At 40.7% G+C, this 19,739-nt stretch carries 21 protein-coding genes, 2 tRNA genes and 1 pseudogene; 12 read left to right on the top strand and 12 right to left on the bottom strand.

Annotation, left to right across the window (positions count from 1 at the left end):
* Window positions 1–29: 29 nt before the first annotated feature.
* Window positions 30–485, top strand: a complete 456-nt coding sequence (locus D8804_RS06895) for a GNAT family N-acetyltransferase (protein WP_084946315.1) — start codon at window positions 30–32, stop codon at window positions 483–485.
* Window positions 486–854: 369 nt separating this feature from the next.
* On the opposite strand, the pseudogene D8804_RS06885 reads toward D8804_RS06895, so the two are convergent.
* A pseudogene (locus D8804_RS06885) lies at window positions 855–2,000 on the bottom strand (low temperature requirement protein A).
* 805 nt (window positions 2,001–2,805) lie between these two features.
* On the opposite strand from D8804_RS06885, the gene D8804_RS06875 reads away from it, so the two are divergent.
* Both D8804_RS06875 and D8804_RS06870 read left to right on the top strand, forming a co-directional pair.
* Window positions 2,806–4,095: a DUF308 domain-containing protein gene (locus D8804_RS06875; RefSeq protein WP_125399265.1), complete on the top strand. Its 1,290-nt coding sequence runs from the start codon at window positions 2,806–2,808 to the stop codon at window positions 4,093–4,095.
* A 9-nt stretch (window positions 4,096–4,104) separates the two neighbouring features.
* Window positions 4,105–5,193: an AI-2E family transporter gene (locus D8804_RS06870; protein WP_004193676.1), complete on the top strand. Its 1,089-nt coding sequence runs from the start codon at window positions 4,105–4,107 to the stop codon at window positions 5,191–5,193.
* A gap of 140 nt (window positions 5,194–5,333) precedes the next feature.
* Here the strand turns inward: D8804_RS06870 and D8804_RS06865 are convergent.
* The 4 genes from D8804_RS06865 to D8804_RS06850 all read right to left on the bottom strand — a co-directional run bounded on the left by D8804_RS06865 (window position 5,334) and on the right by D8804_RS06850 (window position 7,944).
* A tRNA-Lys gene (locus D8804_RS06865) sits at window positions 5,334–5,406 on the bottom strand.
* Window positions 5,407–5,468: 62 nt separating this feature from the next.
* On the bottom strand, window positions 5,469–5,984 hold the full coding sequence (locus tag D8804_RS06860; protein WP_000672740.1) for a DUF308 domain-containing protein: 516 nt from the start codon (window positions 5,982–5,984) through the stop codon (window positions 5,469–5,471).
* Window positions 5,985–6,335: 351 nt separating this feature from the next.
* Window positions 6,336–6,408: transfer RNA gene (locus D8804_RS06855), tRNA-Lys, on the bottom strand.
* 264 nt (window positions 6,409–6,672) lie between these two features.
* On the bottom strand, window positions 6,673–7,944 hold the full coding sequence (locus D8804_RS06850; RefSeq protein ID WP_049499286.1) for a replication-associated recombination protein A: 1,272 nt from the start codon (window positions 7,942–7,944) through the stop codon (window positions 6,673–6,675).
* A 115-nt stretch (window positions 7,945–8,059) separates the two neighbouring features.
* Here D8804_RS06850 and D8804_RS06845 point away from each other — a divergent pair, with 115 nt between their 5' ends.
* From D8804_RS06845 to pepF, 7 genes are read left to right on the top strand one after another with little or no spacing between them, the layout of a single operon-like run.
* A complete protein-coding gene (locus tag D8804_RS06845; protein WP_000257127.1) occupies window positions 8,060–8,530 on the top strand; it encodes a DUF3013 family protein in 471 nt (156 codons plus the stop codon).
* An 18-nt stretch (window positions 8,531–8,548) separates the two neighbouring features.
* The gene (locus tag D8804_RS06840; protein WP_185774046.1) at window positions 8,549–9,616 is read left to right on the top strand and encodes a site-2 protease family protein; all 1,068 of its coding nucleotides are present in this window, start codon (window positions 8,549–8,551) and stop codon (window positions 9,614–9,616) included.
* A gap of 1 nt (window position 9,617) precedes the next feature.
* The gene (locus D8804_RS06835; protein WP_125399263.1) at window positions 9,618–10,046 is read left to right on the top strand and encodes an NUDIX hydrolase; all 429 of its coding nucleotides are present in this window, start codon (window positions 9,618–9,620) and stop codon (window positions 10,044–10,046) included.
* Window positions 10,047–10,946 carry a GIY-YIG nuclease family protein gene (locus D8804_RS06830; protein ID WP_125399262.1) on the top strand — a complete coding sequence of 300 codons (900 nt, stop codon included), beginning with the start codon at window positions 10,047–10,049 and terminating at the stop codon, window positions 10,944–10,946.
* Window positions 10,947–10,956: 10 nt separating this feature from the next.
* Window positions 10,957–11,907, top strand: coding sequence for a 50S ribosomal protein L11 methyltransferase (gene prmA, locus D8804_RS06825; protein WP_125399261.1), 951 nt, complete (start codon window positions 10,957–10,959; stop codon window positions 11,905–11,907).
* Between the two features lies 1 nt (window position 11,908).
* The gene (locus tag D8804_RS06820; protein ID WP_125399260.1) at window positions 11,909–12,652 is read left to right on the top strand and encodes a 16S rRNA (uracil(1498)-N(3))-methyltransferase; all 744 of its coding nucleotides are present in this window, start codon (window positions 11,909–11,911) and stop codon (window positions 12,650–12,652) included.
* Window positions 12,653–12,667: 15 nt separating this feature from the next.
* Window positions 12,668–14,464, top strand: coding sequence for an oligoendopeptidase F (gene pepF, locus D8804_RS06815; protein WP_125399259.1), 1,797 nt, complete (start codon window positions 12,668–12,670; stop codon window positions 14,462–14,464).
* Window positions 14,465–14,632: 168 nt separating this feature from the next.
* Here the strand turns inward: pepF and D8804_RS06810 are convergent, their stop codons facing one another.
* On the bottom strand, window positions 14,633–15,022 hold the full coding sequence (locus D8804_RS06810) for a nuclear transport factor 2 family protein (protein WP_049530023.1): 390 nt from the start codon (window positions 15,020–15,022) through the stop codon (window positions 14,633–14,635).
* A gap of 148 nt (window positions 15,023–15,170) precedes the next feature.
* Here D8804_RS06810 and D8804_RS06805 point away from each other — a divergent pair, with 148 nt between their 5' ends.
* Both D8804_RS06805 and D8804_RS06800 read left to right on the top strand, forming a co-directional pair.
* On the top strand, window positions 15,171–15,518 hold the full coding sequence (locus D8804_RS06805; protein WP_125399258.1) for a winged helix-turn-helix transcriptional regulator: 348 nt from the start codon (window positions 15,171–15,173) through the stop codon (window positions 15,516–15,518).
* 146 nt (window positions 15,519–15,664) lie between these two features.
* Window positions 15,665–16,333, top strand: a complete 669-nt coding sequence (locus D8804_RS06800; RefSeq protein WP_125399257.1) for an MIP/aquaporin family protein — start codon at window positions 15,665–15,667, stop codon at window positions 16,331–16,333.
* A gap of 252 nt (window positions 16,334–16,585) precedes the next feature.
* Here D8804_RS06800 and queF read toward each other — a convergent pair whose 3' ends face one another.
* The 6 genes from queF to D8804_RS06770 all read right to left on the bottom strand — a co-directional run bounded on the left by queF (window position 16,586) and on the right by D8804_RS06770 (window position 19,655).
* Window positions 16,586–17,077: a preQ(1) synthase gene (queF, locus tag D8804_RS06795; protein ID WP_000082579.1), complete on the bottom strand. Its 492-nt coding sequence runs from the start codon at window positions 17,075–17,077 to the stop codon at window positions 16,586–16,588.
* Window positions 17,078–17,094: 17 nt separating this feature from the next.
* Window positions 17,095–17,811 carry a 7-carboxy-7-deazaguanine synthase QueE gene (gene queE, locus D8804_RS06790; RefSeq protein ID WP_125399256.1) on the bottom strand — a complete coding sequence of 239 codons (717 nt, stop codon included), beginning with the start codon at window positions 17,809–17,811 and terminating at the stop codon, window positions 17,095–17,097.
* The gene (queD, locus tag D8804_RS06785; protein ID WP_060955238.1) at window positions 17,804–18,247 is read right to left on the bottom strand and encodes a 6-carboxytetrahydropterin synthase QueD; all 444 of its coding nucleotides are present in this window, start codon (window positions 18,245–18,247) and stop codon (window positions 17,804–17,806) included. Before queD ends, queE begins: the two co-directional genes overlap by 8 nt.
* The gene (gene queC, locus D8804_RS06780; protein ID WP_049478689.1) at window positions 18,247–18,900 is read right to left on the bottom strand and encodes a 7-cyano-7-deazaguanine synthase QueC; all 654 of its coding nucleotides are present in this window, start codon (window positions 18,898–18,900) and stop codon (window positions 18,247–18,249) included. Before queC ends, queD begins: the two co-directional genes overlap by 1 nt.
* A 204-nt stretch (window positions 18,901–19,104) precedes the next feature.
* On the bottom strand, window positions 19,105–19,419 hold the full coding sequence (gene trxA, locus D8804_RS06775) for a thioredoxin (RefSeq protein WP_001029581.1): 315 nt from the start codon (window positions 19,417–19,419) through the stop codon (window positions 19,105–19,107).
* 14 nt (window positions 19,420–19,433) lie between these two features.
* Complete coding sequence (locus D8804_RS06770) at window positions 19,434–19,655, bottom strand: DUF4649 family protein (protein ID WP_125399255.1); 222 nt, start codon at window positions 19,653–19,655, stop codon at window positions 19,434–19,436.
* Between the last annotated feature and the right edge of the window lie 84 nt (window positions 19,656–19,739).

Below are 19,739 nucleotides of genomic sequence, written 5' to 3'. Positions count from 1 at the left end.
AGAAACATAGATAAGATGGTGAGGTCAAGATGATGATTCGTTTTGAAGAAAATGTGAGCACAGAAAACGCTCAGCTCTTATGTCAATGGTCCAACTCCCTTGGCAAATCCTTTCAAGAACAATGGATGGGAACAATGATTCCTTTTCCCTTAACAATTCAAATCTTGCAAGATTTGGAAGGAATCTTTTCAATTTTTGATGAACAAGAGTTTGTGGGGCTTATCCAGAAAATCAGGCTAGAAGACAGGAATCTTCATATCGGGAGATTTTTTATCAATCCCCAGAAACAGGGGCAGGGCTTAGGTAGCCAGTCTTTAAGGAAATTTGTTAGTTTGGCCTTTGAAAATGAAGACATAGATACTGTCTCTCTAAATGTCTACGAGGCAAATCAAACAGCTTACAAGCTTTACCAAAAAGAAGGATTTGAAATCGTTCAAATGGTTGAAGTACCTATACGAAAATACATCATGAAAAAGGGTAGATAGAAAGCAAAAAAGCCTTGATTTCAAGGCTTTTTCCTGTTGTTTAGATGCCCCCTGCATGAATTTGTAAGAACTTTTCATATTGAAAATAAACAAAAATGTTGAAATATAGCTGATTTTAGGGAAATACTTTTAGGTATTTTCAATGTCAGGATTTAAAAATGGGGCAAAAGTGGGGCAAAAACAAATTAACGAAAAAAATATCGAGTTCGTGCATCAAGTAAATGATAAATTGCAAGAATAAGTGCAACATTTACTCGAACTCATCCTCTAGAGCTTCACTAGCAGTTCTGTAAGCTAAACATTTTCGTGGTCGGTGATTGATATCATATAAAGCCTTGGTTCCCAAAGCTTTTTTATGTTATAAACTCATTAAAATAACCCCCAGTTAGATTTGGAATATTTTTTATTCTGTGTCACATAAAAATAAATAAAATGACTGGCTATAGCTAGAGCAAAAATGGTTGTTATACTCACTACTATTATAGGATTAGAAGCAAAGATTAAAGAGAGAATCAAGGCAGCCAGATAGAGTGTCGCTTGGACACAGTAGTAACTTTTCGAATAGCTAAGATAGTGTTTGTTATAGGGCCCATTTACTAGGACAGCAGCTTGAAAGAGGCCAAATCCGATATAAGAGAAGCTGGTTGCAAAGAGACGATTAGCTTCAGGATTCAGAAGAAAACTCATCGAAACGGTCATCATAAGAAGTCCAATGAAAATAGGATAGTGACTGTAAATTAGAAATAGTCCCTTTTGATTAGATTTTTCATCAATAGCATGGTCGAATTGACCAAAATAAAACAAGAACAGAGAAATCATAATAATGAAATAAAGAACCGAATAAATCGAGAAATTCTCGATTGTAAAGAAGTTAGCTAGCTCCGTAATCATCTCTCCAAACATAATAATGACAAGAAGGGAGATGCGCTCGATTAAATGGGGGAGATTTACCTGGTAATGCTTATCTTTATTAAGCAAGATACTTGGCATAATAAATGTTAGCAGAATACTAGCAAATAAGATATAGACTCTAAGGTAAATAGGAAGAAGAGCTGCTAGATAGAATCCTAAACTTCCTAGACCTGTTATCCATAGAAAACCTTTGATACTTTCCCGATTAGCATCATCGGTTGATTTTCTAAAAAATTCAACCAAATATTGAAAAAATAAGGTAAGGGTTAATGTACCAATAGCCCAACAGAGATAATGAAAATATTGTTGCCAATCAGGTCCAATCATATTGGCTATAAAGAGTAAAATTCCCATTTTGATAAACATGATTACTATGTTAAATAAAGAGTTCTTTCCATAGCGATTGGTATAATCGGTTTGAATCATCCAGGAATCGATGAGAAACAAAGTAGCAATGAAAAAATCAAGGAAAGAATTCTAAGTCAAAATACCGTTATGAAGATGGTCAATTAAAGTAGTTACTTTTGAAATTGCAAAAACAAAAACTAGGTCATAAAAAAGTTCTGAAAATTCTACACGTTTATGTTTAACAAGAGTTGTCATCTTAAGACCTTTCTATTTTAGAAGTACAATTTATTATAACAGAAAATGGTAATGAGAGAAAGGGAGATGCTTAAATAACTTCATGTGACGCGAATGAACTGCGCCACAAAAGTTAGGTTTTTTCTGTCTAACTTTTGGGGTGCAGTTCAGAAGGGGTGTTTTTTCTATCGTTTTTTAGTGCTAAGACTACACAAAAAAGCCTAGTAAATCAAGGCTTTTTCCTGTTGTATTTAGATGCCCCCTACAGGGATTTGGAAAGGACTTTCATATTGAGAGCAATTAAAAATATTGAAATATAAGTGATTTTAGGTATTTTCAATGTCATGATTTAAAAATGGGACAAAAGTGGGGCAAAAACCATACAGATTCTAAACTGTATGGTTCTTTTTTTATCTAACCAAGAAAGGTTAAAACTTATTAAAACAAATGCAATCAACTGTTGAAAACTTTTTAGTCCGTGTAATATAAAAATAAGTAAAAAGTTGAACTATAGGGAATATTGTGTCATAATAGGTAATAGATGAATAATTAATAGATTGGAAATAATGCTTTCTTACCTTAACAAGTTGAATTGGTTATACATTTTTTCGTCGCAATTGTGTCTATCTCTCGAGTTTAGCTAGTTTTTATAAGCTCTGGTTTCTAATCAATATAACAAATTTTAGAAGTGCATAAGACAAGATGGTGACATTACTACAGTCATTTCTAGTCACCATATGTTGCTGGCACAGGCTGTTTGTAGTGTTGGCTATTTACTAGTCAGTTTAATCGGAGTGTTTAATTTTTATTGTTGAAAGGTTTTTATATGGCGAAAATTCTATCTTTAGGTCTGACAGGTAAGAAATTACTTGCTCAGGGGTTCTTGTTTGTTCTGCTAGGTCTCATCTTGATGGTCACGGGGACTTGGTTGCCAGTAAAGGTTATTCGACTGGTTCTGTTTTTAGCTTGGATAGCAACGGTCTTAGATTTAGTATTACGTATTTTCAAAAAAAGTCAGTCAACGGACACCTTGGGAGTTGCACTGGTTAAATTGTTAGTGCTGGGATATTTGCTTGGCTCCAATCTTGCGACGGATGTGCCGATTTATATTTTGGCTCTTGTGATTGGAGTTTATCAGATTTTTCATGCTAGTATTAACCTTGTCACCTATGTTCTCTACCGCAAAAACAAAATTCGACCTCGTTTTCGTCTCTTACTAGATGGACTCGTACTAGTTTTTCTTGGTGGGACTAGTCTTTTGTCCTCTACGGGAAATTCTGTCTTTCAACTCTTTGTTTTAGGGGCTTATTTTTTCCTTTATGGTCTGTCCAATATCCGTGACGGTTTCTTATTTGAAGGGGAAATTGGGAAAAACCATCTCAAACGTCGTGTAAGAATGAGCTTACCTATTGTCCTAGCCGCTCTCATCCCTGCAAGAACTTTAGCAAAAATTAACAAATTTATGCTGGAAAATGCTGATGAGGAAGAAGATATCCATCTTGGAATAGTGAAGTCTGGTAAGACAGCAGAGCTAGAAATTTTTGTTCATACAGCTGAGACCTCCCTGTTTTCAGCTATTGGTCATGTGGATATCTGCTATCAGGGCCGTGTTATTTCTTATGGCAACTATGATCCGTCATCTGAGACCTTATTTGGCATGGTAGGAGATGGTGTCTTATATTTCTGTGATCGTGACAAGTACATTGACCTATGTAAACGTGAGAGTCAAAAAACGCTTTTTGGTTATGGGATAGATTTGACGCCTGAAATGGAAAAAGCAGTTCAGAAAAAGTTGGCTGAATTGAAACAACTGACGATTCCATGGGAGCCAAGTGCAGATAAAATCATGACAGGTGATGGTAAGGAAGACTACACCTACGCTTATAAAATCAGACATGAGACAGATGGGGAACTTTATAAATTTATCAAATCTAAGTTTAAATCCTACTTTGTCTTATCTACAAACTGTGTGCTCTTGGCTGATACCATAGTCGGTCAGGCTGGCACCGATATCCTCTCACCCAAAGGATTTATCGCTCCAGGAACTTACCAAGCCTACCTTAATCGAGAGTTTGAAAAACCAAATAGTATAGTCGTATCTAAACATGTTTATTAAGGAAAATTTATGAATTTAGTAAAAAAATACACCCCGTTAATACTTTTTATAGGGCTGGTTGCTCTTGTAATTCTGAATGCATCGAGCTTTATATCAGGAGCAATCTCTCTCTTTGATGTAATATCAACCTTGATTTATGGTGCTGTTATTGCTTTTGTGCTTAATGTTCCTATGAAAAAAATTGAACAGTACTTAGTTAAATTGAAGGTAAAGGCAGAGTTGCGTCGTCCGATTGCCATGGTACTTGTTTTCCTAGCTCTTATCTTAATCGTGATTGCTCTTTTGGTTTTGGTGCTGCCAACCCTAGCCCAGACTATTAGTCAGCTGGGAACAGTCCTTTCAACAGTCCTTACTCAACTTGGGAAATTGCTAGGCAGCTCGGAATTTGTAACCAAAGACATGTTGTCAACTATCGTATCAGGCATACAGGGACAATCTAGTTCTATTAGCCAAGCTTTGATAGGTTTTTTATCAGGTCTGACTAGTAATATCGGCAATATTTTTTCAAGTTTGATGAATGCCTTTTTGATTATAGTCTTCACCTTTTTATTTTTATCCAGTAAGGAACATTTGGCAGCGATGACGAGTCGACTTCTAAAAGTTTTTCTTCCAGAGAAGGTGGTGATAAAGTTGACTTACATTGGACAAGTAGCACTAGAGACTTATGACCAATTTTTGATGAGTCAGCTGATTGAAGCAGTTATCATAGGAGTTATGATAGCGGTTGGTTACAGCGTGTTTGGGATACCCTATGGAGTAATGACAGGTATCTTTGCAGGAGTGCTATCGTTCATTCCTTATGTAGGGCCTATGATTGCTTGTGTTGTGGGAGCGATTTTTATCTTCACAGTGAGTCCTACTCAAGCCTTACTTTCTCTTCTTCTATATCAAGTTATACAGCTGATTGAAGGAAACCTTATTTATCCTAGAGTTGTAGGTCAGTCTATTGGTTTGCCAGCTATTTTCACGCTTGCGGCTGCTAGTATTGGAGGGAATCTTTTCGGACTACTTGGAATGATATTCTTTACCCCCGTATTTGCTGTTATCTATCGACTGGTTAAAGAATTTGTCGTTGCAAAGGAAAATCAGGTAGATTAAGAAAAACTAAATTTAATAAGATATACTGAGAAGAGAGTGAGAGATTCTCTTCTCTTTTATTTTTAAATACTTTTCTACAAAAAGCTATTAGACGTTAAAAAAAGCCTTGGTTTCAAGGCTTATTTCTGTTGATTTAGATGTGCCCCCTGCAGGGCTCGAACCTGCGCCCCATAGCTTAAGAGTCTACTGCTCTACCAACTGAGCTAAGGAGGCAACAGAAAAAGCTGAGAATGTAACTTCCCAGCTATTTTAATATGCCCAAAATGGCAGCTAGATTATTTACGAAAGGCATCAAGGATATAGGTGAAACCAACAATTAAAAATGCAAAGGCAACGACATAAACGACAAAGACACTTGTAGCTACTGGATTGAACAAAATCACTAGACCTAGTAAAAATGCAAGCAACGCTATCCACATGATATGGTTGCCAATAATAGGGAAAATCAATCCCAAACGATTGCCTTTAAAGAAAACTATAATGGCTTCTACAATTAACCAAATTCCTAAAATAGTTGGAATGACAACTGGCAGCGTCACAAAGCCATAGGCAACGAGGTAAAGAGCTAAGAGAAGATTAACAATCCCTTGGAAAAGATGAGCTGGTGAGCGAAGCTCTTTTGGTACAGAGAAATAGCCTAAAATAGCTGCTATAGAAGAAACCAGTAAACCAAATGCAATCCACCAGCTGTAAGCAACAAGATTAGCTACTGGGTTTGTAAATAGGAAAAGTCCTAAAAGGACAAAAACAACTCCTGCAAGGAATAGCAGTAAACGATTAGAAAATTTCATTTCAATACCCCCTATATAGTATAGTATAGTTTGATAATAAAAATATTATACACCTTTTTAGAGGAAATGTCAATAAACAAAATGGAAAATTTGGAAGTTTCAGTCTGATTTATGAAAAGAAAATCAGTTTTTATTATTTTGAAAATAAAAAGAGAAGATAAAATTTGTCTTCTCTACATGAAAATATTGTATGGAATCAAAGCAAAAGTAACTGGCTTTACACTATTTGTTAAGATGTAATTTGGTTCAAAAAGAAAAGATAGATTTAAAAGTGGGGCAAATGATGAGGCAAATCAGTTATAGATAAGCAAAAAACCCTTGGTTATCAAGGCTTTTCCTGTTGTATTTAGATGCCCCCTACAGGGATCGAACCTGTGACCCACGGATTAAGAGTCCGCTGCTCTGCCAGCTGAGCTAAGGAGGCAAAGAAAAAAGCTGTATTGGTGCCGAAACTTCACGGTTTGTATTGAACCCGCGCAATTAAGCAGGTGGGCAACTCGCTCTAACTGAAGCTGTTTCCGTGTGAGACGGCCTACATGCTGTTAGAAGACTTTTGTTTCCCTAATAATACAAAAAATAGTCGGTCAACACTTAAGTGTGAAGTCGTACACCACAGCGTTTCTATGTTTATATGATACCACTTTTTCAAAAAAAATCAAGAGGTAAGTGCAATTTTTTGAAAAGGATTTCAGATTTTTCGTAAACGGTCGATGGCTTCCTTTCTTTGAGCCAAAGCCCGTTCATATTTACCAGTATCTTCTGCTTGGAAATAGTGATGATTGCGAATTTTTTCTGGCAGATAGTCTTGCTTGACCCAATTTCCAGGATAGTTGTGTGGATAGAGATAGTCTTGGGCATTCCCCAGTTCCTTGCTTCCACTGTAGTGCCCATCACGCAGGTGTCGCGGAATAGGCAAGTGCCCTGATGTTTTGAGGTCAGCAAGTGCCTTGTCCATAGCCACGTATGCTGAGTTGGATTTTGGAGAAAGGGCCAAATCAATGACGACATTGGCAATGAGAATGCGGGCTTCTGGGAAACCAATCCTTTGTGCAGCACCCAGAGCAGTCACGGTGTGAATCTGGGCTTCAGGATTGGCCAAACCGATATCTTCATAAGCGATAACAGTCAAACGACGAGCGAGACTAGGCAAATCACCAGCTTCAATCAAGCGGGCAGCATAGTGGAGACTAGCATCCACATCAGAACCACGGATGGACTTTTGCAGGGCTGAGAGGACATCGTAGTGTCCGTCTCCATCCTTATCCATGGTAATGTAGCTCCGCTGCAGGCTATTTTCCATGATGTCTAGAGTGATATGGCGGATGCCCTTGTCATTTTCGGGAGTAGAAAGAACGGCCAAGTCAAGTGAGTTGAAGGCAGAGCGAAGGTCTCCGTTTGTAGAGGTAGCAATGAAATCCAGCGCATCCTCATCTAGTTCTACTGGAAAATCAAAACCACGCTCAGGGTTACTTAGAGCTATCTGCAGGGCCTCTTTGACGTCTTGGTTAGACAGAGGTTCCAACTCAAAAATTTGAACACGGCTACGAATGGCAGGAGTGACAGAGAAGAAAGGATTTTCAGTCGTAGCGCCAATCATGATGACCAGACCACTTTCCAAGAGAGGTAAGAGGAAGTCTTGCTTGGTTTTATCTAGTCTATGAATCTCGTCTAGTAATAGGACGAGACCACCAGAGAATTTAGCCTCTTCCGCAATTTCTTGCAGTCGTTTTTTACTATCAACTGTCGCATTGAAAGTTCGAAAGGCATACTTAGTAGTCCCTGCGATGGCAGAGGCAATACTGGTCTTGCCGATTCCCGGAGGGCCATAGAGAATCATGGAGGACAGGCGGTTGGCTTCTACCATGCGGCGGATGATTTTTCCTTGTCCGACCAGATGTTCCTGACCGATGACCTGGTCGATGGTTTTAGGGCGCATGCGAAGCGCGAGATTGTCTGGCATAGCAGTCCTTTCTAACGTAGATTTTCTGATGTATATGTGGTAAGATGGTAGTATCTATTTTAGCATATTTCCGAGCAATCGGGGCGATTAAAGAGTCGCATAGAAAGAGGACAAAATGGCAACATACGGATTTTTAGATGTTTTAGAGGAAGAGTTGGAGAAGAATTTTCCTTTTGACTTTGAGATTAGTTGGGATAAGCGCAACCACGCGGTTGAAGTGAGTTTTTTGTTAGAAGCGCAAAATGCTGCAGGCGTGGAGATGGTGGATGAAGACGGAGAGGTTTCATCAGAAGATATCCTCTTTGAAGAAGCAGTGCTTTTTTACAATCCTGCTAAATCAACAGTCAATGAGGAAGACTATTTGACTGTCATCCCTTACTTGCCTAAAAAAGGATTTTCCCGCGAATTCTTAGCTTATTTTGCGCTATTCCTCAAAGATACTGCCGAGGTTGGACTAGATGCCCTCATGGACTTTTTGGAAGACCCAGAAGCAGAAGAATTCGTCATGGAATGGAACCAAGAAGTCTTTGAAGAAGGAAAAGTTGGCTTGGAAGAAGGGGAGTTTTACCCTTATCCGAGATACTAGGAGTTGGTTGGAGATTTTATGAAGAAAATTGGGATTTATTTGATCTATGTGCTAGCTTTTGTCTTTATTATGCTAGCTTTTGCTTGTGGCACTATCGCATTTGCAGAGTTGGGGTATTCCGCAGTTTTAGCATTCACTTTTGGTTATTCCTTCGCTCTTTTAAGCATGTATTTAATCTTTATTCTTCATGAGCTGGGTCATGCTTTTTGTGGCTACTTGACAGGCTATCGGCTGGTGGCTTTTGGATTAGGACATTTTCTTTTGACCAAAAAGTCAGGTAGGTTTCATCTTAGTCGAACAGTCGTTCTGAAAAATGTTGGTGCTCAGTATATTGGATTGAAAGAAGATGAAAGTGATCAAAGAATCATTCTGATGCTTTCAGGAGGCTTGATGGTTCATCTTAGCTTGATCTTATTGGCGATATTGTTTGGATTTTTGACAAGAAGCTGGTATTTTGCTGGTACTTGGATTTTTCTGAATTTATCTTTCTTCCTAAACAACGCTTTACCAGTCGGCATCACCGATGGAGCAAAAATCTGGGAATTGCGAAAACACCCTGAAAATACGAAATACGCCTACCTGGTGTTGAGGCATTCTGCTCAAACTTTGCTGGCTCCTCAAAAATATGATTTGAAAGACTTTACCATGACTGTTGATGAGGATGCGAGAGGGAGTTTTGCAGAAAGTATTGAAACTCTTCAGGGAGTGGTTTTTATATTGGATGGTCATTTAGAGCCAGCTAAAAAGCTATTTCAATCTTTACTAGAGAGAACAGAACACTCGATGTCTGAAACTTTTTGCCAACTATACCTTCTTCAAATCGCCTTGCTAGAAGGGGATAATGAGAAAGCAGAAGAATATGCAAGTATTCGAAGCGTTAAATCCTTTTTATCTCTAAAAATGGCAGATGTGCAAATGATTCAAGCCTGGTATCAATTTAAAGTTAAGAATGATGTAGCTCAAACTCGCAAGGCTATGAAGACTGCTAGACAGAAAATGAATAGCAGCCGGATGCTACGGGATGAGCAATGTTACTATGAAAACTGGTTAGAGGAGCTGGAAAAGGCATTAGCCGAAGGAGTCTAACATGGAAATCGAACTTTCTGATTTTACAGGTTGCAAAATTGCCCTCTTTTGTGGTGATAAGCTCTTAACTATCTTACGTGATGACAAATCAAACATTCCATTCCCTAATACCTGGGAACTGCCAGGTGGTGGCCGTGAAGGGGATGAAAGTCCTTTTGAGTGCGTGGCGCGTGAAGTTTATGAAGAACTGGGGATTCGTCTGACTAAAGATTGTCTGATTTGGAGTAAGGTGTATCCAAGTATGCTTTTTGAGGGGAAGGAGTCCGTCTTTCTAGTTGGCAAGTTGGCTCAGGAACAATTTGACAAGATTGTCTTTGGTGACGAAGGACAGGGCTATAGACTGATGAGCATTGACGAATTTTTTGGCTCAGATAAGGTCGTGCCCCAGTTGCAGGATAGAGTGAGGGATTATATGGAGGAAGTTAGGTAAATGCCAAATCGTAGTAAGAATATCAATATGTTTCTCATGGATGGAGAAGTTACTGGGAAAATAAAATGTACTTTGTCAAATTGGACAGGGGTGATTTATAAAATTCCTCGAATTCAATTGGCTGATTTAAAATCTCGTGACGAAATGAAACAAAGTGGGATTTATTTCCTATTTGGACGTGATGAGGATAAGCAAAAGGATGTTACCTACATCGGGCAGGCAACGAATCGCAAGAATGGAGAGGGAATCCTTTTTCGTGTGCAGGAACATACTCGTGATAATCACGCAGATTATTTTAATGATGTCATTATTTTGATGACGCAGAATAATTCCTTTGGTCCGACAGAAATTAGCTATCTGGAAAATAAATTTACTCAGCTAGCTAAAGAATCTGGGCGATATACTGTGAAAAACGGGAATGAGCCAAATTCTGGGAATGTAACGGAAGAGAAGCAATCAGAGTTGGACGAGGTTGTTGAAAACACCTTGATGATTGTAGGAACCTTAGGATATCGAGTGTTCGTTCCTATGACAAAGATATCGGAGAAAGACTTATCTAATGATCAGTTAACTTATTTATACTTAAAACGAAAATCTAAGAAATCTAATAAAGTAATAGAAGCACGTTGTGAACGTACTTCGGAAGGTTTTGTAGTTTTGGAGGGTAGTCAAATAGAGTTGATAGATTCCAACGTAATCCCATCTAGTCTACAAAAACTTCGTAAAGAACTAATTGATACAAATGTAATCAAAGATGGCATTTTACAGGAGAAACAACTTTTCTCTAGTCCTTCTTATGCAGCAGCTTTTGTGATAGGAATGAATACCAATGGACGAATGGACTGGAAAGATAAAAACGGTAAGACCTTAAAAGAATTAGAAGAAATGATGGGTTGTTAAGGAGAATAAAATGGAAACATGGCAAGAGTTAAAAGTTACAGTTAAGCGTGAGGGAGAGGAGTTGGTTTCTAATCTCTTGATTGAGCTGGGAGCGCAAGGCGTTGCGATTGAAGACAGCATGGACTATGTGGGAAATGTGGATCGCTTCGGCGAGATTTTCCCAGAGGTCGAGCAACAAGAAGAAATCGTTGTGACCGCCTACTACCCTGAAACGGTGGATGTGGCAGTGGTTGAGACGGATTTGCAGGCTCGCCTAGCAGAATTGACAGATTTTATGGATTTGGGTGAGGTCAAGATGGGGACGACTGCCTTGGCTGAGGAAGACTGGGCAGATAACTGGAAGAAATACTATGAGCCAGCTCGTATCACTCATGACTTGACCATCGTGCCGTCTTGGACAGACTATGAGGCGACTGCGGGAGAGAAGATTATCAAGCTGGATCCTGGTATGGCTTTTGGTACTGGGACCCATCCAACCACTAAGATGAGCCTCTTTGCCTTGGAGCAGGTCCTTCGTGGTGGCGAAACGGTGCTTGATGTGGGAACTGGATCAGGAGTTCTCTCCATTGCCAGCTCGCTTCTTGGTGCTAAGGAGATTTTCGCCTATGACTTAGATGATGTGGCAGTTTGTGTGGCTCAGGAAAATATTGAACTCAACCCTGGCATGGAAAACATCCATGTAGCCCCAGGCGATTTGCTTAAGGGTGTGGAGATTGAAGCAGATGTCATCGTGGCCAATATCTTGGCGGATATTCTCATTCATCTGACAGAGGATGCTTATCGCTTGGTCAAGGATGAGGGCTACCTCATTATGAGTGGCATTATCAAGGACAAGTGGGACATGGTGCGAGAGTCAGCTGAGTCAGCTGGATTTTTCCTTGAAACCCACATGATTCAAGGGGAATGGAATGCCTGCGTCTTTAAGAAGACCAAGGATATTTCAGGTGTGATTGGAGGCTAGCATGCAGCAGTATTTTGTCAAGGGCAGTGCAGTCTCTCCTGTCACTATTGAGGACAAGGAAACCAGCAAGCATATGTTTCAGGTCATGCGCTTGAAAGAAGATGATGAGGTGACCTTGGTCTTTGATGATGGTATCAAGCGCTTGGCGCGCGTGCTGGATGTGGAAAATCGTCAGTTTGAGTTGGTCCAAGAGTTAGCTGACAATGTGGAACTGCCAGTTCAAGTAACCATCGCATCAGGCTTTCCCAAGGGAGACAAGCTGGAGTTCATCACTCAAAAAGTGACGGAACTCGGTGCCAGTCAAATCTGGGCCTTTCCTGCCGATTGGTCAGTAGCCAAGTGGGATGGCAAGAAATTGGGTAAAAAGGTTGAAAAACTAGAAAAAATTGCCCTTGGAGCAGCCGAGCAAAGCAAGCGTAATCTGATTCCAAGTATCCAACTTTTCGAGAAAAAAGCAGATTTTCTAGCCCAGCTGGACCAGTTTGACTCTATCGTAGTGGCCTATGAAGAGTCAGCTAAAGAAGGAGAAACCGCTGCGCTCTTACAAGCAGTCACTGGTCTTGAAAAGGGAGCCAAATTGCTCTTTATCTTTGGTCCAGAAGGTGGTCTCTCACCAGTAGAAATTGAAAGTTTTGAAGCTAAAGGAGCCGTCTTGGCAGGGCTTGGACCTCGCATCTTGCGAGCAGAAACAGCCCCGCTTTATGCCTTATCAGCCATTAGTGTATTATTAGAATTAGAGAAATAAAATAAGAGGAAGAAAATGGAACAAAAACACCGTTCAGAATTTCCTGAAAAGGAACTTTGGGATTTAACCGCCCTATACCAAGACCGTGAGGATTTCTTGCGAGCAATCGAGAAGGCTCGCGAAGATATTAACCAATTTAGCCGTGATTACAAGGGCAATCTTCACACTTTTGAGGATTTCGAGAAGGCCTTTGCAGAATTGGAACAAATCTATATCCAGATGAGTCATATCGGCAATTATGCCTTTATGCCTCAGACAACAGACTATAGCAATGAGGATTTTGCCAATATCGCCCAAGCTGGGATGGAATTTGAAACAGACGCCAGTGTAGCCTTGACCTTCTTTGACGATGCCTTGGTAGCTGCTGACGAGGAAGTCTTGGACCGTTTGGGTGAATTGCCCCATTTGACGGCAGCTATTCGTCAGGCCAAAATCAAAAAGGCCCACTATCTTGGGGCAGACGTGGAGAAGGCCTTGACCAATCTTGGTGAAGTTTTCTATAGTCCACAGGACATCTATACTAAGATGCGTGCTGGGGACTTCGAAATGGCTGACTTTGAAGCTCATGGCAAGACCTACAAAAACAGCTTTGTGACTTATGAGAATTTCTACCAAAACCATGAAGATGCTGAAATTCGTGAGAAATCCTTCCGTTCCTTCTCAGAAGGACTCCGTAAGCACCAAAATACAGCAGCCGCAGCCTATCTAGCTCAGGTTAAGTCTGAAAAACTATTAGCAGATATGAAGGGCTACGACTCAGTTTTTGACTATCTTCTGGCTGAACAAGAAGTGGACCGTGCCATGTTTGACCGTCAGATTGACCTCATTATGCAGGAATTTGCGCCAGTCGCTCAGAGATACCTCAAGCATGTTGCCAAGGTCAATGGTCTTGAAAAGATGACCTTTGCAGACTGGAAGCTAGACTTGGACAGCGCCCTCAATCCTGAAGTGACTATTGACGACGCCTATGATTTGGTCATGAAGTCAGTAGAACCTTTGGGACAAGAATATTGTCAGGAAGTTGCTCGCTATCAAGAAGAGCGCTGGGTTGACTTCGCTGCCAATAGTGGCAAGGATTCTGGTGGTTATGCGGCGGATCCATATCGCGTGCACCCTTATGTCCTTATGAGTTGGACAGGCCGTTTGAGCGATGTCTATACTTTGATTCATGAGATCGGGCATTCTGGTCAATTTATCTTTTCTGACAATCATCAGAGTTACTTTAATGCCCACATGTCTACTTATTATGTCGAAGCGCCGTCAACCTTCAATGAATTGCTTTTAAGTGATTATTTGGAACATCAGTCTGACGACCCTCGTCAAAAACGCTTTGCTCTTGCCCACCGCTTGACAGATACCTACTTCCATAACTTTATTACCCACCTCTTGGAAGCAGCCTTCCAGCGCAAGGTTTATACATTGATTGAAGAAGGAGAAACCTTTGGGGCAAGCAAGCTCAACAGTATTATGAAGGAAGTTTTGACGGACTTCTGGGGAGATGCTATTGAGATTGATGACGATGCGGCCTTGACTTGGATGCGCCAAGCTCACTATTACATGGGCTTGTATAGCTATACCTACTCAGCGGGACTAGTTATTTCGACTGCGGGTTATCTTCATCTGAAACATTCAGAAACTGGAGCTGAAGACTGGCTTAATCTCCTCAAATCAGGTGGTAGCAAGACACCGCTTGAGTCAGCCATGATTATCGGAGCAGATATCTCAACAGATAAGCCACTCCGTGATACCATCCAATTCTTGTCTGACACAGTTGATCAGATTATCGCCTACAGTGCCCAGTTGGGAGAGTAAATTAAAAGAGTCTGGGACAAAAGTCTAACCTTAAATAAAAAAAGCGAACAAAATGAGTTATCTGACACTCAGAATACTGTCTTGTTTGCTTTTTTTCTAATCTATCGATTTTAGAAATTTATAATAAAGAATTCCTAAAATCAAAATTTTTTGTCCCGGCCTCTTAAATTATCCCCAAAAGCTATCTTCTTCAGCTTGATCTGAAGAGAAGAGCCAAACTTCTTTGATTTTTCCGTCTTCAATACGGAAGAGGTCAATCCCGTTCATATTGAGTTCAGTACCATCAGCACGTGTTCCGAGAAAAGTAACATTAGCTGCGATTAAATCCTTATTGTCAGAAACCCAATTTGTTATCACCTTAAAGGTTCCATTAGTTTTCTCAGCAAATGTAGCCAGGTGAGTTCCTAGCTTGTCCTTACCAACAACTGTACCAGATATACTATGAGTACCAGGTTGATGCCAGACAATATCGTCTGCCATCGTTTCAAAGACACCAGGAAAGTCACCAGCAATTAAAGCTTGGTTATAAGCATTGAAAATTTCTAAGTTTGTTGACATATATATTCTCCATTTCTTTTTTATGATATACTTGTAACAGTTAAAATCAAAAAAACAAGTAGACACTTTTTCGATAGCTAGTATCAAAAGTAGTACTATTATTGATACTAAAAGATAAATTTTTAAAAAAATAGAAAGAAGATATTTTATGCCAAATAAAGTGAGTGAGTATGGTATTTGTCCATTTGCGACAACGCAGAGGGTTTTAACGGGGAAATGGGCACTGGTAATCATTTATCAGTTGAGTACGGGTACTAAACGATTTAAAGAATTGCAGAGATTATTGCCTGGGATTACTCAAACTATTTTGACCCGTCATCTCCGTCAATTAGAAAAGGATAAGATTGTTCAAAGAAAGGTCTATGCCGAAGTTCCCCCACGAGTTGAGTACAGCTTAACCGAAATGGGGCAGGAATTCAGAGTTGTTTTAGATGCTGTCGAGAAATGGGGTCTGGATTATATCAAGTTGCTAAATGCTAGTGAGATAAGCGACTGATAAGCCCTATAGAGGAAATGTATTTTTCTGTTTAATTCCTCAATTAAAAGATAGTAAGGAAAACCATTATTTTCCAAGCACATTTCTTGAAACCCTTTCCTTCTTTTGATAGACTAATACATAGTTTGAAAAAAAGGAGACTTATCATGAAAAAATTTGTTGCTGAATTAATCGGTACATTTATGCTTGTGTTCATCGGAACAGGAGCTGTTGTTTTTGGAAATGGTGTTGAAGGTCTTGGACACCTTGGAATTGCTCTTGCTTTTGGTTTGGCCATCGTAGTCGCAGCTTTCTCAATCGGAACTATTTCAGGGGCTCACTTGAACCCGGCTGTTTCAATCGCTATGTTTGTAAACAAACGTTTGTCATCTTCAGAGCTTGTAAACTACATTCTTGGACAAGTAGTTGGAGCTTTCCTTGCGTCAGCTGCAGTATTCTTCCTCTTGTCTAACTCAGGAATGTCGACTGCTAGTCTTGGTGAAAATGCCTTGGCAAACGGTGTCACTGTCTTTGGTGGCTTCTTGTTTGAAGTCATCGCAACCTTCTTGTTTGTCCTAGTTATCATGACTGTAACATCAGCAAGCAAAGGTAATGGTGCAATCGCTGGTTTGGTGATTGGTTTGTCATTGACAGCTTTGATCCTTGTGGGCTTGAACATCACTGGCCTTTCAGTAAACCCAGCTCGTAGCTTGGCACCAGCTGTCTTGGTAGGTGGTGCAGCCCTTCAACAAGTATGGATTTTCATCCTTGCCCCAATCGTTAGTGGCGTTCTTGCAGCACTTGTTGCGAAAAACTTCCTTGGAACAGAAGAATAATTGAAACTCAAAAAGCCTTGCTCCTCATCTTGAGGGACAGGGCTTTTTCGTATGTGTTTATACTCAATGAAAATCAAAAAGCAAACTAGGAAACTAGCCGCAGGTTGCTCAAAGCACTGCTTTGAGGTTGTAGATAGAACTGACGAAGTCAGCTCAAAACATGGTTTTGAGGTTGTGGATAGAACTGACGAAGTCAGTAACATATATACGGCAAGGCGACGTTGACGCGGTTTGAAGAGATTTCGAAGAGTATTAGCGGTTGTCAATTTTCTCTGGGTAGAGGTCGTGTTGGAAGAGGCGTTGTTCTGCCAAGCCTTCATACTTGGTTCCAGGTTTACCGTAGTTGTAGTAAGGGTCGATTGAAATGCCACCACGCGGAGTGAATTTTCCCCAGACTTCTAAATAGCGAGGGTCTAGCAAGTTGACCAAGTCTTTCCCGATGGTGTTAATACAGTTTTCATGAAAATCTCCATGATTTCGGTAGCTAAAGAGGTAGAGCTTGAGGGATTTTGACTCGACACAGAGCTTGTCAGGAATGTAGGAAATATAAATGGTTGCAAAATCTGGCTGAGCAGTGATTGGGCACAGTGAGGTAAATTCAGGACAGTTGAATTTGATAAAATAATCATTTTCCACATGACGATTGTCAAAGGATTCGAGAACTTCTGGTTGATAATCGAAAATGTAGTTGGTTTCTTTGTTGCCCAGTAGGCTTAGGTTTTTCATTTCTTCTTGTTGTGACATGATTTTTTCTTTCTAATTTAAACACCACGTTGGTTATCGTAGAGGAGAGTATGCAGTTGAGGGAGGACGCGGACATTGCCCCAGCTATCATCAGCGGCGATGCGTTCCCAAAGTTCTTTGAGACGGTCCAGTTGGTCTTGGACAATATTACCTGTAGCCTTGGGCTCAGGGTTTCCTGCTGATAAGAAGAGAACATCTGGTTGGTAGCGTTCTTGAATGTCTTTGGCAAAGGCCAAATCGGCATCGTCAAAGACAGGAATTTTAAAGGTGACTTTGTCGGGATCCAGTTGGGAAACGATGAAGTCCAAGGTCTCGAAGTTGACCTTCATCTTGGAGGAAGGAGGTTTGGGGCTGAGAGTCACTTGGTCGATATCTTTTAACCAATTTTGCCAGCGGGAGCCTTGGGTCTCAACAGCAAGGGTGACACCACGTTCCTTGAGCTTAGTGACCAGTTGAGCCATATTAGCTGCTAGGATAGCAGGATTTCCGCCAGATAGGGTGACGTAGTCGTAGCTTCCCAGTTTATCCAACTCAGCAATGACCTCGTCAGCTGTCATACGAGTAGGTTTTTCAGAACCATCCCAAGTAAAGGCGGAGTCACACCAGTCGCAGTGGTAGTCGCAACCAGCAGTGCGGACAAACATAGTTTTCTGTCCAATAGCACGACCTTCACCTTGAAAGGTTGGGCCGAAAATTTCCAGAACAGGTAGTTTGAGGACACGTTCCTTAGTCATCTAACCACTCCCGTCTAAACTCTGCAAAGGCAGTCGGAGTCTCATAGAGGCGAACGTATTCCAAACGGAGACCGCGCTCATCTGGCAACTCTTGACTCATGGTTTGGAAAATCCAGTAAACCATGTTTTCAGCAGTCGTGTTCATATAGGGTAGAGTTTCGTTGAGATAGCGGTGATCCAAGTGGGGCTCTAAGTAGTCCTTGTAGATAGCTTTGATGTCTCCAAAGTCATAGGTCATGCCCCGTTCATCTAAAAATCCACTGACAGCGATTTGCAAATGATAAGTGTGGCCGTGCAGGGATTTGCATTTTCCCTCATAGTGAAAGAGGTGGTGGGCAGCATCGAAGGTGAACTCTTTTGATACCAAGGTTCTGTGAGGATTGTAGACAAGAGACTCCCCAGTTTCCTGCTTGATTTCTTTGGGTGCAAAAAACATTAGCCCTCTCCTTTCTGTGAGAGATAAACATCTAGTCCATGCTGACGTAGATGGCAGGCTGGACAATCCCCGCAGCCACTTCCGATAATCCCATTGTAGCAGGTCAAGGTCTTTTCACGAACATAGTCAAAGGCACCGAGTTGGTCGGCTAATTCCCAAGTTTCAGCCTTGTCTAGCCACATGAGAGGTGTTTGGATAACAAAGTCATAATCCATGGCAAGGTTGAGGGTGACATTGAGAGATTTGACAAAGACATCCCGGCAGTCAGGGTAGCCAGAAAAATCTGTCTCGCAGACACCTGTCACGATGTCTTTAATGCCTCGTTGCTTGGCAAGAACTGCCGCAAAGGAAAGAAAGAGGTGGTTGCGACCATCAACGAAGGTATTGGGAACCTCTCCCTCTTTTTGCTCAATCTCCAAATCAGAAGTTAAGGCATTTTCAGTGATTTGCCCCAGTAGAGACATATCTAAGATGTGATGACGAATACCCTGTTCTTTAGCGATTTCTCTAGCAACTTGAATTTCGAGATGATGGCGTTGGCCATAGGCAAAGGTGACAGCTTCGACTGTTTCATAGTGTTCTTTAGCCCAAAAGAGGCAGGTTGTGGAATCTTGGCCACCACTAAAGACGACCAAGGCTGATTGACGTTTCATAGTACTCCTTCTAAAGTGGGAAATGTTCAGAGCACGCAAAAAGCTCCCTTGAGGGGAGCTAAAAAATACCAAGTAGAGGTTTTTTTTAGCGATGGCATGTCCCAAACATCGTAATATTCTACCTACACAGTCTAGCATATTTTTTGAAAAATGGCAAAGGGCAAAAAAAAAGAGACCAAATAAAGTACTTGGTCTCTCGTGTGATTAGCTCAATTCAGCAACGATGGCTTTGATTTGTTCCGCAGTATGAACACCTGCAACTTGTTTCACCACTTGGCCGTCTTTTTTGAAGAGAAGGGTTGGGATAGACATGATTCCAAAAGCACGAGCTGTGTTTGGATTTTCATCTACGTCCATTTTAACGATTTTCAAGACATCTTCTGAAAGTTCTTCAGACAATTTGTCCAAGATAGGACCTTGCATACGACATGGACCACACCAAGTTGCCCAGAAGTCTACCAAGACCAAACCGTCTTTTGTTTCTTGTTCAAATGTTGCATCTGTAATTGCTTTTGCCATTGTATTTCTCCTTTTTAGTTATATTGGCTTAAATTTTGTTTCATGAGATAGAAGAAGACATCTCCATAAGTCCCATGGTAGTCCAAATCATGACCATTGTAAGTTAATTTTTGGACAGTGTAGTAGTCTGCGACGCCGATGAGGCAGGCTTGTTGAGAACGTTCAAAGTCTTCATAAGACTCGAAAGTCATGGTTCTCTCTTGCTTGCTGGCATCTAGATAGGTAATTTCGATCATATAAAACTCCTTTATTCGATCTTGACTTTATTGTACTCCTTGAAAAGATGAATGTCAAGAAAAATGATTGCGCACGCAACTTTT

The organism is Streptococcus oralis, from assembly GCF_003944215.1.
GTDB lineage: Bacteria > Bacillota > Bacilli > Lactobacillales > Streptococcaceae > Streptococcus > Streptococcus oralis_BI.
Note: the sequence above shows the minus strand (reverse complement) of the source record. Positions and strands in the feature narration are given on the sequence as shown.

Excerpts from the sequence above, each read along its gene's own strand:
- D8804_RS06895 (WP_084946315.1), top strand. The coding sequence starts at position 30 with ATGATGATTCGTTTTGAAGAAAATGTGAGCACAGAAAACGCTCAGCTC.
- D8804_RS06875 (WP_125399265.1), top strand. The coding sequence starts at position 2,806 with ATGGCGAAAATTCTATCTTTAGGTCTGACAGGTAAGAAATTACTTGCT.
- D8804_RS06870 (WP_004193676.1), top strand. The coding sequence starts at position 4,105 with ATGAATTTAGTAAAAAAATACACCCCGTTAATACTTTTTATAGGGCTG.
- D8804_RS06860 (WP_000672740.1), bottom strand. The coding sequence starts at position 5,984 with ATGAAATTTTCTAATCGTTTACTGCTATTCCTTGCAGGAGTTGTTTTT.
- D8804_RS06850 (WP_049499286.1), bottom strand. The coding sequence starts at position 7,944 with ATGCCAGACAATCTCGCGCTTCGCATGCGCCCTAAAACCATCGACCAG.
- D8804_RS06845 (WP_000257127.1), top strand. The coding sequence starts at position 8,060 with ATGGCAACATACGGATTTTTAGATGTTTTAGAGGAAGAGTTGGAGAAG.
- D8804_RS06840 (WP_185774046.1), top strand. The coding sequence starts at position 8,549 with ATGAAGAAAATTGGGATTTATTTGATCTATGTGCTAGCTTTTGTCTTT.
- D8804_RS06835 (WP_125399263.1), top strand. The coding sequence starts at position 9,618 with ATGGAAATCGAACTTTCTGATTTTACAGGTTGCAAAATTGCCCTCTTT.
- D8804_RS06830 (WP_125399262.1), top strand. The coding sequence starts at position 10,047 with ATGCCAAATCGTAGTAAGAATATCAATATGTTTCTCATGGATGGAGAA.
- prmA (WP_125399261.1), top strand. The coding sequence starts at position 10,957 with ATGGAAACATGGCAAGAGTTAAAAGTTACAGTTAAGCGTGAGGGAGAG.
- D8804_RS06820 (WP_125399260.1), top strand. The coding sequence starts at position 11,909 with ATGCAGCAGTATTTTGTCAAGGGCAGTGCAGTCTCTCCTGTCACTATT.
- pepF (WP_125399259.1), top strand. The coding sequence starts at position 12,668 with ATGGAACAAAAACACCGTTCAGAATTTCCTGAAAAGGAACTTTGGGAT.
- D8804_RS06810 (WP_049530023.1), bottom strand. The coding sequence starts at position 15,022 with ATGTCAACAAACTTAGAAATTTTCAATGCTTATAACCAAGCTTTAATT.
- D8804_RS06805 (WP_125399258.1), top strand. The coding sequence starts at position 15,171 with ATGCCAAATAAAGTGAGTGAGTATGGTATTTGTCCATTTGCGACAACG.
- D8804_RS06800 (WP_125399257.1), top strand. The coding sequence starts at position 15,665 with ATGAAAAAATTTGTTGCTGAATTAATCGGTACATTTATGCTTGTGTTC.
- queF (WP_000082579.1), bottom strand. The coding sequence starts at position 17,077 with ATGTCACAACAAGAAGAAATGAAAAACCTAAGCCTACTGGGCAACAAA.
- queE (WP_125399256.1), bottom strand. The coding sequence starts at position 17,811 with ATGACTAAGGAACGTGTCCTCAAACTACCTGTTCTGGAAATTTTCGGC.
- queD (WP_060955238.1), bottom strand. The coding sequence starts at position 18,247 with ATGTTTTTTGCACCCAAAGAAATCAAGCAGGAAACTGGGGAGTCTCTT.
- queC (WP_049478689.1), bottom strand. The coding sequence starts at position 18,900 with ATGAAACGTCAATCAGCCTTGGTCGTCTTTAGTGGTGGCCAAGATTCC.
- trxA (WP_001029581.1), bottom strand. The coding sequence starts at position 19,419 with ATGGCAAAAGCAATTACAGATGCAACATTTGAACAAGAAACAAAAGAC.
- D8804_RS06770 (WP_125399255.1), bottom strand. The coding sequence starts at position 19,655 with ATGATCGAAATTACCTATCTAGATGCCAGCAAGCAAGAGAGAACCATG.